Annotated in this window: 15 protein-coding genes and 1 pseudogene; 9 read left to right on the forward strand and 7 right to left on the reverse strand. The window is 57.5% G+C overall.

Features of this window, described 5'->3' with window-relative positions; all coding sequences use genetic code 11:
* Positions 1–11: 11 nt before the first annotated feature.
* A complete protein-coding gene (locus ABOC21_RS09250) occupies positions 12–653 on the forward strand; it encodes a bifunctional 4-hydroxy-2-oxoglutarate aldolase/2-dehydro-3-deoxy-phosphogluconate aldolase (protein WP_426814339.1) in 642 nt (213 codons plus the stop codon).
* 50 nt (positions 654–703) lie between these two features.
* Here ABOC21_RS09250 and purT read toward each other — a convergent pair whose 3' ends face one another.
* Complete coding sequence (purT, locus tag ABOC21_RS09255) at positions 704–1882, reverse strand: formate-dependent phosphoribosylglycinamide formyltransferase (RefSeq protein ID WP_426814340.1); 1179 nt, start codon at positions 1880–1882, stop codon at positions 704–706.
* Positions 1883–2078: 196 nt separating this feature from the next.
* On the opposite strand from purT, the gene ABOC21_RS09260 reads away from it, so the two are divergent.
* The 4 genes and pseudogenes from ABOC21_RS09260 (at position 2079) to ptrB (ending at position 6514) form a co-directional block, all read left to right on the forward strand.
* Entirely contained in the window at positions 2079–3035 is a 957-nt protein-coding gene (locus ABOC21_RS09260; protein WP_426812593.1) for an IS1595 family transposase, read from the forward strand.
* A 32-nt stretch (positions 3036–3067) separates the two neighbouring features.
* Entirely contained in the window at positions 3068–3445 is a 378-nt protein-coding gene (locus ABOC21_RS09265; RefSeq protein WP_426814341.1) for a YebG family protein, read from the forward strand.
* A gap of 94 nt (positions 3446–3539) precedes the next feature.
* Positions 3540–4197 (forward strand): annotated as a pseudogene (locus tag ABOC21_RS09270) (tellurite resistance TerB family protein).
* A gap of 256 nt (positions 4198–4453) precedes the next feature.
* Complete coding sequence (gene ptrB, locus ABOC21_RS09275) at positions 4454–6514, forward strand: oligopeptidase B (RefSeq protein WP_426814342.1); 2061 nt, start codon at positions 4454–4456, stop codon at positions 6512–6514.
* Positions 6515–6534: 20 nt separating this feature from the next.
* Here ptrB and exoX read toward each other — a convergent pair whose 3' ends face one another.
* Together exoX and ABOC21_RS09285 are read right to left on the reverse strand one after the other, a co-directional pair.
* Positions 6535–7194: an exodeoxyribonuclease X gene (exoX, locus tag ABOC21_RS09280; RefSeq protein WP_426814343.1), complete on the reverse strand. Its 660-nt coding sequence runs from the start codon at positions 7192–7194 to the stop codon at positions 6535–6537.
* Between the two features lie 78 nt (positions 7195–7272).
* Positions 7273–7503: a DNA polymerase III subunit theta gene (locus ABOC21_RS09285; protein WP_426814344.1), complete on the reverse strand. Its 231-nt coding sequence runs from the start codon at positions 7501–7503 to the stop codon at positions 7273–7275.
* A 126-nt stretch (positions 7504–7629) separates the two neighbouring features.
* On the opposite strand from ABOC21_RS09285, the gene yobA reads away from it, so the two are divergent.
* From yobA to ABOC21_RS09300, 3 genes are read left to right on the forward strand one after another with little or no spacing between them, the layout of a single operon-like run.
* On the forward strand, positions 7630–8004 hold the full coding sequence (gene yobA / locus ABOC21_RS09290) for a CopC domain-containing protein YobA (protein WP_426814345.1): 375 nt from the start codon (positions 7630–7632) through the stop codon (positions 8002–8004).
* Positions 8005–8007: 3 nt separating this feature from the next.
* Positions 8008–8877, forward strand: a complete 870-nt coding sequence (gene copD, locus ABOC21_RS09295; RefSeq protein WP_426814346.1) for a copper homeostasis membrane protein CopD — start codon at positions 8008–8010, stop codon at positions 8875–8877.
* A gap of 16 nt (positions 8878–8893) precedes the next feature.
* Entirely contained in the window at positions 8894–9232 is a 339-nt protein-coding gene (locus tag ABOC21_RS09300) for a YebY family protein (RefSeq protein ID WP_426814347.1), read from the forward strand.
* Between the two features lie 658 nt (positions 9233–9890).
* Here ABOC21_RS09300 and ABOC21_RS09305 read toward each other — a convergent pair.
* Together ABOC21_RS09305 and ABOC21_RS09310 are read right to left on the reverse strand one after the other, a co-directional pair.
* Entirely contained in the window at positions 9891–10034 is a 144-nt protein-coding gene (locus tag ABOC21_RS09305) for an Ecr family regulatory small membrane protein (protein ID WP_426814348.1), read from the reverse strand.
* A gap of 106 nt (positions 10035–10140) precedes the next feature.
* The gene (locus ABOC21_RS09310) at positions 10141–11100 is read right to left on the reverse strand and encodes a VirK/YbjX family protein (RefSeq protein ID WP_426814349.1); all 960 of its coding nucleotides are present in this window, start codon (positions 11098–11100) and stop codon (positions 10141–10143) included.
* 163 nt (positions 11101–11263) lie between these two features.
* On the opposite strand from ABOC21_RS09310, the gene pphA reads away from it, so the two are divergent.
* Positions 11264–11917, forward strand: a complete 654-nt coding sequence (pphA, locus tag ABOC21_RS09315; RefSeq protein WP_426814350.1) for a protein-serine/threonine phosphatase — start codon at positions 11264–11266, stop codon at positions 11915–11917.
* Here the strand turns inward: pphA and ABOC21_RS09320 are convergent.
* Positions 11914–12105 carry a YebW family protein gene (locus ABOC21_RS09320; protein ID WP_041146213.1) on the reverse strand — a complete coding sequence of 64 codons (192 nt, stop codon included), beginning with the start codon at positions 12103–12105 and terminating at the stop codon, positions 11914–11916. The genes pphA and ABOC21_RS09320 overlap by 4 nt on opposite strands.
* 98 nt (positions 12106–12203) lie before the next feature.
* Positions 12204–12443, reverse strand: a complete 240-nt coding sequence (locus ABOC21_RS09325) for a YebV family protein (RefSeq protein WP_128877840.1) — start codon at positions 12441–12443, stop codon at positions 12204–12206.
* Positions 12444–12522: the final 79 nt, after the last annotated feature.

Consider the following 12522-nt stretch of genomic DNA (forward strand, 5'->3'; position numbering starts at 1 on the left):
GAGAGACTCTGATGAAAAACTGGAAAACAACTGCAGAAGCAATCCTCACCTCCGGCCCGGTTGTCCCGGTGATCGTGGTGAAAAAGCTGGAACACGCCGTGCCGATGGCCAAAGCGCTGGTTGCAGGCGGCGTACGCGTACTGGAAGTGACCCTGCGTACCGAATGCGCGCTGGATGCCATCCGCGTAATCGCCAAAGAAGTCCCGGAGGCGATTGTCGGCGCCGGCACCGTGACTAACGCGGCGCAGCTGAAAGAAGTGACCGAGGCGGGAGCGCAGTTCGCGATCAGCCCGGGCCTGACCGATTCTCTGCTCAAGGCGGCGACGGAAGAGGGGACGATTCCACTGATCCCGGGTATCAGCACCGTATCCGAGCTGATGCTGGGCATGCAGTACGGTCTGAAAGAGTTTAAATTCTTCCCGGCCGAAGCCAACGGTGGCGTGAAGGCGCTGCAGGCAATTGGCGGTCCGTTCGCCCACATTCGTTTCTGCCCGACCGGCGGGATCTCTCCGGCTAACTACCGCGACTACCTGGCGCTGAACAGCGTTCTGTGTATCGGCGGTTCATGGCTGGTACCGGCGGATGCGCTGGAAGCGGGCGATTACGACCGTATCACCACTCTGGCTCGTGAAGCGGTAGCAGGCGCGAAGTAATTCCGCGCCTCAGTTCTGACCCGGTAAGCGGCAACGCTACCGGGTTTTTTTTATCCCTCAACCACCACCGCTGACGCCGCGGCTTTGGCGCGCGCCACCGCCTCATCAACGCTATCCGCTACCGCCAACGTCACGCCCAGACGGCGGGAGCCGTCAATTTCCGGCTTAGCGAACAGACGCACCTGCAGGCCCGCGCCGACGGCGGCCTGCAGGTTGCCGAAGGTGACGTCGCGGCTGGTGAGTTGCGGCAGAATCACCGCCGAAGCCGCCGGGCCATACTGGCGAATCCCGCCAACCGGCAGGCCGAGGAAGGCGCGGACGTGCAGGGCGAACTCCGACAGATCCTGCGAAATGAGGGTCACCATTCCGGTATCGTGCGGACGCGGCGAGACCTCGCTAAAAATCACCTCATCGCCGCACACGAACAGTTCGACGCCGAACAGGCCGTAACCGCCGAGCGCCAGCACCACGTTGCGGGCAATTTCCTGCGCGCGGGCCAGCGCCAGCTCGCTCATCTGCTGAGGTTGCCAGGATTCGCGATAGTCGCCGTCTTCCTGCCGGTGGCCGACCGGGGCGCAGAAGTGCACGCCGTCGACCGCGCTGACGGTGAGCAGGGTGATTTCAAAATCGAAGTTCACCACCCCCTCGACGATTACGCGACCGGCGCCGGCGCGGCCGCCCTGCTGGGCGTACAGCCACGCGTCGGCCAGCTGTTCGCTGCGGCGGATAAAGCTTTGCCCTTTACCGGAAGAGCTCATCACCGGCTTGACGATACACGGCAGGCCAATTTCGTTCACCGCGTCGCGAAAGGCGGCTTCGCTGTCGGCAAAACGATAGGCCGAGGTTGGGAGCCGCAGCTCTTCAGCGGCCAGGCGGCGAATGCCTTCGCGGTTCATCGTCAGCTTTGCGGCGCGCGCGGTGGGGACCACTTTTTGTCCGCTCAGCTCCAGTTCGACCAGGGTATCGGTGGCGATGGCTTCAATTTCCGGCACGATAAAGTCGGGTTTTTCTTGCTCAATGATGGCGCGCAGGGCGTCGCCGTGCAGCATGTTAATAACATGCGAACGGTGCGCCACCTGCATCGCCGGCGCGTCAGGGTAGCGATCGACGGCGATGGTCTCGATGCCCAGACGTTGACACTCGATGGCGACTTCCTTACCCAGTTCGCCGGAACCTAACAGCATAACTCGCGTCGCCGCAGGGCGCAGCGCTGTGCCTAATACAGTCATGACTCTCTTCCGCAGTAAAAAAACATGCGTCGCAGTATAAACGAAACCGTTTGCGTCTGTCTTTATGCGCGTGAGTTGAGTCCTGGCCCTAAATTTGTTATGCTGTATATAAATGGCTATGTTTGCAGTCTCCGTTGGAAAACTTCACTATACTGTACATAATACTGTATAAAGACGTCCCCTCTCGGAGGTTCCCATGAAAAAGCAAGACGTTATACAGATCAAAAGTCTTCTTTCATCCCTGCCTGCTAATACCCGACTTCATCTCATTACCTGGCTGAATGACAACCTTCAGACGGATACCGCTTCCGTTATTGACACCAGCCCGCCTGAGTTATGTTGCCCTCACTGCCACAGTGAAAAAGCAATCCGCTGGGGACGCGATTCAGACATACAACGATATCGTTGCAAGGATTGCGGAAAAACCTTTAACAGCCTGACCGGAAGCCCGCTGGCCCGGCTCCATTACCATCAAAAATGGTTCGATTATCTGCGCTGTATGCAGGAGGGGCTGACATTACGTGAGTCCGCAAGGCGTACAGGGATTGATCTGACAACAGCATTCAGATGGCGTCATCGCTTTCTGGCTTCAGCCGCAGCAAATAATATAAATCCCCTGTCCGGGATCATTGAGGCCGATGAGACTTTTTTCCCTGAATCCAGCAAAGGCAAACGCAACATCATTCACCGAAAAGCCAGAAAACGCGGCGGGGAGGTGGATAAGCGAAAAAAACAGGAACAGGTGCCAGTCGTCATAGCCTGTGACCGGCAGGGGCGTGTGAGTGACTGCATCCCCCCGGAATTTGATACTGAAAATATTCATCGATTCCTTGAGCCGATAGCAGACAAGGATTCAATTCTGTGTACGGACGGTGCCAGCTGGTACAGGACGTTTGCCAGTGAACACGGGATGAACCACTACCGTCTTATAGCACTGGATAATCAGCGTGTTATCGACAGTGTATTCCATATACAGCATGTGAATGGCTATATCAGTCGTTTAAAAGGCTGGATGAAGCGATTTCATGGTGTAGGGACTGCATATCTGCCGAATTATCTGGCCTGGAGGCGGCTGTTTGAGACCACCGTAATTGATGTGAAAGTCTGGCTACAAATTGCATTACGGCATAACCAACATACTTTGCAAACATAGCCATATAAATACAGTATAAAAGAGGCTGCACAATGGCGGTTGCAATCAAATATGTGGTGATTCGCGAAGGTGAGGAAAAGATGTCTTTTACCAGCAAAAAAGAGGCCGATGCTTACGACAAAATGCTCGATCTTGCCGAAGTCCTTAACGACTGGCTGGTAGACTGCCCGCTGACGCTTGATGAGGCCCAGCGTGATGAGATGGCGATGTGGCTGGCGGAGCGCAAAGACGCCTTACATCACATTATGAAGTCCGGAAAACTTCCTGAGGCGGAAGAGAACGCCGTCGAACAGCAAGAAAACGAAGGGCAGGAGTCCGCTGACGTCAGCGATGACGCCATCAGCGCTAGCGCGGACGACGGCGCGGCGGAAAAAGCGGCGCCCAAACCGCGCAGGGCGAAAGCGGCCTGAGCCGCGGAATTTGCGCATCTTTAGCCGCTGATAACATTTCCTGACATCGCGTCGTTTAGGCTGATGACATCGCCTATTGTGCAACGAGGGAATCATGGCTAACTGGCTTAATCAACTGCAGTCTCTGCTGGGTCAGCAGAGTCAATCTTCTTCATCTGACGATCGCTCGGGCGGTAACAATCTGCTGCTGCCCGGCGCGCTGGGCGGCCTGGCAGGGCTGCTGGTCGCCAGCAAATCGTCGCGTAAGCTGCTGGCGAAATACGGCACCAGCGCGCTGCTGGTTGGCGGCGGCGCGGTGGCCGGAAGCGTGCTGTGGAACAAGTATCAGCAGAAAATGCGCGCCGGTTCGCCGCCGGCCGGGCAGGTTCCGTCATCGCCTGAATCAGATGCCCGCAGCGAGCGGCTGATTCAGGCGCTGGTCTTTGCCGCCAAAAGCGACGGGCATATTGATGAAAACGAACGCGCGAGCATCGAAGAGCAGCTGCGCGCGGCAAATATCGACGTGCAGGGGCGGGTGCTTATCGATCGCGCGTTAACTCAGCCCCTCGACCCGCAGCGCCTGGCGCAGGGCATCAGCAGCGAGCAGGAGGCGCTGGAAATCTACTATCTGAGCCTGCGCGGTGATTGATATTGACCATTTTATGGAGCGCAGCTACCTCAACGCGCTGGGCGAAACGCTGAAGATCCCTGCGGACGTGCGGTCCGGGATCGAACAGGATATTCAGGCGCAGAAGCAGGCTCTTTCCTCTTAAATCATCACGTTCCGCTTGCATCGCCGGCGACTTTTGCCACTCTTATAGACGGGTCATCTCTCAGCCTGACGCCGCGCAGGCCGAGGAGACCCCTCATTCCGGCATGATCTCACCCGCGGTCGGGCATCACTTCGCTGTGGCCGTTTTCAAACCCTCAGGGCCGGGTGATTTATGCCGTTGAGATTTCTTGTCTTGCCGTCCGGACGCGCGTCGATTAACGTTGTGCGCATAAATTAAGCCGAAGAAGAACAAAGAGATGCTGCCAAAAGCGAAACGGATCCCCCACGCAATGACCCTGCATGGCGATACGCGTATTGATAACTACTTCTGGCTACGTGACGATGAGCGTTCGCAGCCGGCGGTGCTGGATTATCTGCGCGAGGAGAATGCCTACGGCAAAGCGGTGATGGAGACCCAGCGTAGCCTGCAGGAGCGGGTGCTGAAAGAGATCGTCGATCGTATCCCCCAGCGCGAAGTCTCCGCGCCTTACAGTAAAAATGGCTATCGCTATCGTCAGGTCTATGAGCCGGGCTGCGAATACGCGATTTACCAGCGCCAGTCGGTGCTGAAAGAGGAGTGGGACCCGTGGGAGCTTCTGCTCGATAGCAACCAGCGCGCGGCGCAAAGCGAGTTCTACACCCTCGGCGGGCTGGGGATCTCCCCGGACAACGCTCTGATGGCGCTGGCGGAGGATTATCTCTCCCGCCGGCAGTACAGCCTGCGCTTGTGCAACCTCTCCGACGGTAGCTGGTATCCCGAAGTGCTGGAGAACGTCTCCCCGGGATTCGCCTGGAGCAACGATTCACGTACCCTGTGGTACGTACGCAAACACCCTACCACGCTGCTGCCGTACCAGGTCTGGCGGCATACCGTCGGCACCTCGACGCAAGATGACGTGCTGGTGTACGAAGAACAGGACGAAACCTTTTACGTCAGCGTGCACAAGACCACCTCGCAGCAGTTTGTGGTTATCTACCTGGCGAGCGCGACCACCAGCGAAGTGCGGCTGCTGAATGCTGAAATGCCCGACGCCGAGCCGGTGTGCTTTTTGCCGCGGCGCAAGGATCATGAATACAGTCTCGATCACTATCAGCACGCGTTCTACCTGCGCTCTAATCGCGAAGGCAAAAACTTCGGCCTCTACCGCACGCATCAGCGTGGCGAGCAGCAGTGGCTGGCCCTGATCCCGCCGCGAGATGACGTGATGCTGGAAGGCTTTACGCTGTTTACCGACTGGCTGGTGGTGGAGGAGCGTCAGCACGGGCTGACCAGCCTGCGGCAGATCAACCGTAAGACCCGGGAAGCGGTGGGTATTGCCTTTGATGACCCGGCCTACGTCACCTGGCTTGCCTATAATCCCGAGCCGGAAACCTCGCGCTTACGCTACGGCTACTCTTCGATGACCACGCCGGATACGCTGTTTGAGCTGGATATGGATACCGGTGAACGGCGGGTGCTTAAACAGCAGGAGGTTAAAGGTTTCGACGCCAGCCACTACCGCAGCGAGCATCTGTGGATCCAGGTCCGCGACGGCGTTGAGGTTCCGGTCTCGCTGGTCTACCGGCGCGAATACTTCCGCCGAGGCGCCAGCCCGCTGCTGGTCTACGCCTACGGTTCCTACGGCGCCAGCGAGGACGCGGATTTCAGCGCCAGCCGCCTGAGCCTGCTCGATCGCGGGTTCGTTTTCGCCATCGCCCACGTGCGCGGCGGCGGCGAGCTCGGACAGCAGTGGTATGAAGACGGAAAGTTTCTTTGTAAGAACAACACCTTCAACGACTATCTCGACGTCTGCGACGCGCTGCTGAAACAGGGCTACGGCGATCCGCAGCTGTGCTACGGCATGGGCGGCAGCGCCGGTGGGATGCTGATGGGCGTGGCCATCAATCAGCGTCCGGAGCTGTTTCATGGCGTGGTGGCGCAGGTGCCGTTTGTTGACGTGCTCACCACCATGCTCGATGAGTCGATTCCCCTAACGACCGGGGAGTTTGAAGAGTGGGGCAACCCGCAGGATGAAACATACTATCGCTATATGAAGGGCTACAGCCCTTACGATAACGTTACGGCTCAGGCCTATCCGCATATGCTGGTAACCACCGGCCTACACGACTCCCAGGTACAGTACTGGGAGCCGGCAAAATGGGTGGCGAAGCTGCGTGAGCTGAAAACCAACGATAATCTGCTGCTGCTGTGTACCGATATGGATTCAGGGCACGGCGGGAAATCGGGACGTTTTAAAAGCTATGAGGGCGTGGCGCTTGAGTACGCGTTTCTGATCGGCCTGGCACAGGGAACGCTGCCAGGCCAGGCCGAGGTATAGGGGCCGGATAGGGCAGGCGCTTAATCCCCGAGATAGTGTTTGAGGGTTAAGCGCAGCTCGGGGCTCATCCGATCCAAATTGTTGAACAGCCAACGTAGATAGCCGGGATCGTTTTCCGCCACTTCCGCCACCGGCTTGCCGCGATACTTACCAAAGGTGAAGGTGGTCAACAGCGCCGGACGGCCGGTGATCGTCGCCATATCGTCAGGAGACCAGCCGGAGACGTTGATAATATCGAGCAGCAGCGCGGCGGTGATGTAGCAGTCATAGAGCGCGCGGTGGTGGTGCATGCCGGCAGGCGTGGTGACGTTCAGCTTGCGCGACTTATAGAGCCCCATGTTGCTGTATTTAATCCCCGGCCACAGGCGACGCGCCAGCTTCATGGTGCAAATCCATTCGCCGTGCATCTCCGGCAGCACCCGCCGGTCAAAGCTGGCGTTGTGGGCGACGTACCAGGGGCTGCCCAAATAGTGCGGGACAATCTCTTCAATCCACGGCTGGTCGGCGACCATCTCTTCGGTGATGTGATGAATAGCCATCGCCTGCGGGCTGATAGGGCGATCGGGGCGGACCAGATGGCTCATCGGATTGGTTATCTGGCCATCGACAATATCGACAGAGGCGATCTCGACGATGCCTCCCTGCAGTCCGCAGGTTTCTGTATCGATTACGCGTAGCATAGCGCGCTCCAGGTCAAAGGGATCAGCGTAATAGAATGCGCCGGTCTTGCCAGGCCGGGCCTTCGCGAGGGGGCTGAATTATTTTGTTTTAGGTTCATAGGGCAGGCGTGAGAGTGAAACGGATGCCAGGCGATGGGCGATGAGACGTTCGCGGAACCAGTCCCGAAGATGGGCAGGCTGCTCACGTTCGACCAAATCGGCGACCACCGGCATATTATAACGTTCTTTAAAGGCGACGCCGGCTGCCGCAAGATCGACGTTCACTTTGTCCATCTCTTCCTGCGAGATTTTTGCCAGATTATTTTCCATTGGGGTTCTCCTGGGTGATGCCGAAAGCCGGCCGGATGCCAGCTAAGACTTCAACGCATGGCTCGACTACGGCATTATACAGGGTTATTCTCTGTGCTACATACATAACAAAAAGGAATGACGATTATGCGTATTTTCGTCGGTAACACGCTGCGCGCTGCCGCTCTTCTCGCCGGTTTCGTGGTCAGCGCCGGTGCTTTTGCCCACGCGCATCTGCAGCAGCAAACTCCCACAGCAGACTCGACGGTGAGCGCTTCGCCGCAGGCGCTGACGTTGAGCTTTTCCGAAGGCATCGAAACCCGCTTCAGCGGCGTGACGCTGAGCGGCCCTCAGCAACAAGCGGTGGCCACCGGCAAGCTGGCGCTTAGCGATGATAACAAAGCGCAGCTGATCGTCCCGCTGGCGCAGCCCTTAACGCCGGGTGAATATACCGTTGACTGGCACGTGGTTTCCGTCGACGGTCATAAAACCAAAGGGCAGTATCACTTTACCGTGAAATAAACGATGCTCGCGGCACTCTATACCATCTTACGTTTTGTCCACTTCGACTCGCTGATGGTGGTCTTCGGCTGCGTGCTGTACGGCGCGTGGTGGGCGCCGTCGGCGCTTCGTCGCCTGCTGATGCAGCGTTTTTATCCGCTGCTGCGCCACCTGCTGTTGCTTAGCGCGCTTTCAGCGCTACTGATGCTGATGGCACAGGGTGGCCTGATGGGCGAGGGCTGGCCGGATGTCTGGCAGCCCGCTATCTGGCAGGCCGTCGCCGGTACGCAGTTTGGCGGTGTCTGGGTGTGGCAAATTCTGCTGGCCTGGGTGACGCTGATCGTCGCCTGGCTTAAGCCGCGCCATGCGGCGCGGCTGCTGCTGGTGCTGCTCTGCGCGCAGCTGCTTTTACTGGCGGGCGTGGGCCATGCGGCGATGAACGAAGGCGGGCTGGGGGCGCTGCAGCGCGCCAATCATGCGGTGCACCTGTTCTGCGTCGCCGGCTGGTTTGGCGGACTGCTGCCGTTTATCTACTGCCTGCGTTTGCTGCAGGGGCGTTGGCGGCAGGCGGCGATTGGCGCCATGATGCGCTTTTCGCGCTACGGGCATCTGGCGGTGGCCGGCACCATTGCCAGCGGCGTGGTGAATGCCCTGCTGATTCAGGGCGGATTGTTTAGCGATTCGCCGTGGGGAAGGATGCTGCTGCTCAAATGTGCTCTGGTGACGGGGATGGTGGCAATCGCGCTGGTTAACCGCTATGTTCTGGTTCCGCGAATGTCGCTGAACGAGGCGCGGGCAGAGCGGCTCATTTTGCGTACCACGCAGGCGGAGATGGCGCTGGGGGCGCTGGCGCTGCTGGCCGTCAGCCTGTTTGCTACCTGGGAACCTTATTGAATTAACTGGTTAAATCATGAAAAAAAAAGTTCTGACACTGATGTTACTGGCAAGCTCCGGCGCCGCGCTGGCGGCCCCGCAGGTTATCACCGTTAGCCGCTTTGAAGTCGGTAAGGATAGCTGGGCGTTTAACCGGGAGGAGGTGATGCTGACCTGTCGTCCGGGAAATGCGCTGTTTGCCATCAATCCCAGTACGCTGGTGCAGTATCCGTTAAATGATATCGCTATAGAGCAGGTTAAGGCCGGTAAAACCAGCGGCCAGCCGATTTCTGTGATCCAGGTGGATGATCCCCAGCATCCGGGGCAAAAAATGAGCCTGGCGCCGTTTATCGATCGCGCGCAAAAGCTTTGCTGATTTTTAGAACTATCTGGCTGTATTAGAATAGAAAAACCGCCGTTTCCCTACGACAGGAACGGCGGTTTTTTTATGCGTATCCGCGATTTTTCCAGGAATTATTGGCCCACTTTTGTTGCGGACTGGAAAACCTGACGCGGTAAACTATTCTTATAAGGCAAGGCGACTTAGCCTGCATTAATGCCAACTTTTAGCGCACGGCTCTCTCCCAAGAGCCATTTCCCTGGACCGAATACAGGAATCGTGTTCGGTCTCTTTTTATCTATATATTTCAATTTGTTATCTTGCAGATCCCGAAGCGAACTCTCATTTCCCGCCGCGATCTTTCCCCCTTATACCACAACAAAAAACGCATGCACATTTCCTTTACAGAAAAACAGCGTGCCGAATATGCTTGTCATCCGTTGCGGCAGAGGATGTTGCAGAGAAAAGGGAGAACGATGCTGCGGGTGTAGGGGAAAAAGGTGCCCATGCCTACACATCTTAGCGATGTTCACCGCCCGATAGCACAAATGGTTGGCATAAATATTTGTAAGATAAGTGAAGTAAGACGCCAATGTGGCCAGAGCACTATTTTTATTTTCTTTTACGCTTCAGGAATGAGCATGAAGGGCGAAAATAGACCGCGCCGGTTGAATTTGTAAATAAACCAACGGACTTATTCCGGCGCGACTAAAGAGGGATATAGCTGCGTCTCCAGATAACTGACGAGGGACCAGATTTCGCCGCTGAAAATAAACCACAGGGAGCCCGTCAAAATAATCAAGACGATAGCCAACAGCGCTACTTCTGCTTTACTCATAACTTCCCTGGCTACCTGCACGGAAACGAAGAAGTGATGATAGTAACGAAAGCGCCGGATAAGATGCAAACGCCGTTGTTAAAAACGGCGTGTATTTGTTGGAAAGCTACGCCTGCCGGGAGCCGGCGATAAGTTCGATAACCCCGGCGTTCAGCTCGTCGAGCAGTTGGAAGCGGCGGCGATATTCTGCCCGCTTTTTGCTGGCAATCTCCTCCAGGGACTTGCGCGCAAGGCCCAGCGGCAAGCGCCAGCGCCACGCGCCGTCGGCCGCTCCCTCAATCGACTTCCAGAACTCGTCATAGCTGGCGTGGAAGTGGCGTCCTTTACTTAAGCGATAGCGTAATGCTCTGAAAACGTGGCCGTTATCGCTCACGCCGTAAATTTCCCGGATATCGCTTTGCGCCGCCAGCGCCCAGATAAACTCCAGCAGCAGGCGCTTAGGAAACAGGCCGTAGCAGGCGCGGGTCGCCTGCTTTATCACCTCGTGCGGGACGTTGCGCCGCGGCCCCTGCAGCCCGCCGATGGTCAGCTGCCACTGCTCCTGGTCGCGCACCACGCTGAACGTCGCGCTGGCCAGCAGCGTCCGGCTGCCGTCGCGCAGCCAAAGCGTGGTCTCGCCTTCGCGCTCGGCCTTGCCGGCAGAGGAGGCCGACAGCGTAAACCGGGCTTCATCTTTGCCCTGCAGCTCCAGCAGCGGCATCTCCTGTAGCGCGGTCATGGCGGCGCTCAGCCGACCGGCGGGCAAGGTATCGATATATTGGTAGTGGCTGACGATCGCCGCGGCGCGCTGGCCGGCGCTGAGCCCGCGCCTCAGGTACTGGCGATGGACCTTTCCCGGCAGCGTCACCTGAGCGGCGAGCAGCTGGTCGAAGTTGGGCCGCGCCGCGAGATTATCCAACATCAGCCGGGTTGGCGTGTAAAATAATGCTGTGCGCAGCAGAAACTTCAGCCGGTAATTACGCTTTTGCCAGATTGGTGCGGGAATAAGTCTGCCCATAACCAGATCGGTAATTAGATTTGTGCGTGGCTGTAGTACGTAGGCTGAATGCAGGCTATTGTCCGTCACGATGAATACCTCGGCGTTATTTAGCTTCTATTTTAGTGAGAGTCGAACGCGAGATTAATGCCCCGGCGGACTATATTTCCGTTTCGTTTAAATTTTATTGAAGTGTGTTTCGCGGAGGATTACCGGAGAAATAATTCGCTATAATTAGATCCGGAGGTTCTATATGTATCAGCACCTTGATGGCTCAGGCTGGCGTAATATTTGGCTCGTCGGTGACCTGCACGGCTGCCTTGCGCTGCTGACGGCAAAACTGCGGCAGCTCGGGTTTGACCCATACCAGGATCTGCTTATCTCCGTGGGCGATCTGATCGATCGCGGGCCGCAAAGCGCCGCATGTCTGGGCCTGCTCGACCGTCGCTGGTTTCGCGCGGTGCGGGGCAACCACGAGCAGATGGCGCTGGAGGCGCAGGAGAGCGGGAAGATGGCGCTGTGGATGCTCAACGGCGGGCGCTGGTATCAGGAGAGCTCGCCGAACGCGCGGCGGCAGATGGCGCCGCTGTTTGCCCGCTGCCGTCAGCTGCCGTTGATTATTGAGCTCCGCGCCGGCTCACAGACGCACGTTATTGCCCATGCGGATTATCCGGCGGCGTTCTATCGCTGGCAGCAGCCGGTGGACGCATCCCAGGTCCTGTGGAACCGTCAACGCCTGACGGACCATCTGGCCGGGCGACACGGGGCTATCGGCGGCGCCGACCACTTCTGGTTTGGCCATACTCCGCTCAGGCAGCGCTACGACGGCGATAACCAGCACTATATTGATACCGGCGCCGTCTTTGGCGGCGAGCTGACCCTCGTGCAGCTGCAGCAGGCCGGTTAGAAATCGCTGTACTCGCTGGCGGGGCGCCAGAAGCCGTCGATAAAATCTTCTACCGGAAAGCATCCGCCATGGCGGATCCGCTGATCGTCCATCGCGACCACGCAGCGTCGTTCGTCGTCATAAACATCCACGACAATATCCTCGCAGCCGCCGTCCAGGTAACAAATGAACAAAACTAAGGCAAACATCCTGGCCACATGTTCAGGTTAACATGCTAATAAGTATAGGGGAGTTTAACGAGAGCGGGGGGTAAATAACCCGTCTCAGGCGACGGGTTCTTTTTGAGTCAGGCTACGCGCATGACCCAGGCGTCGGATTGTTGATCGTAGTGCTTACGGTAGAGAACGGAATGTTGGCCATCGAGAATAGCGGGAACGCTGGTGTCAGCATCCCAGCCGTCGAGCTGCATACACAAATCCGGATCGGATTTGCAGGGAATGCTCAACGTTCGCTCTCCCTGCTGCTCACCGTGCAGTTCGGCATCGTCTATCTCAAACGCGCCGATGCGTATATTTGTTTTACTCATAAATTCACCCCGTTGGTCTGCTGAATTGTGGTACGACCAGTTAAGGCCGCAATTTTCAGCGTAGACAATGGGGCGCAAA

It is taken from the genome of Klebsiella sp. WOUb02 (assembly GCF_050058015.1).
Taxonomy (GTDB): Bacteria; Pseudomonadota; Gammaproteobacteria; order Enterobacterales; family Enterobacteriaceae; genus Klebsiella.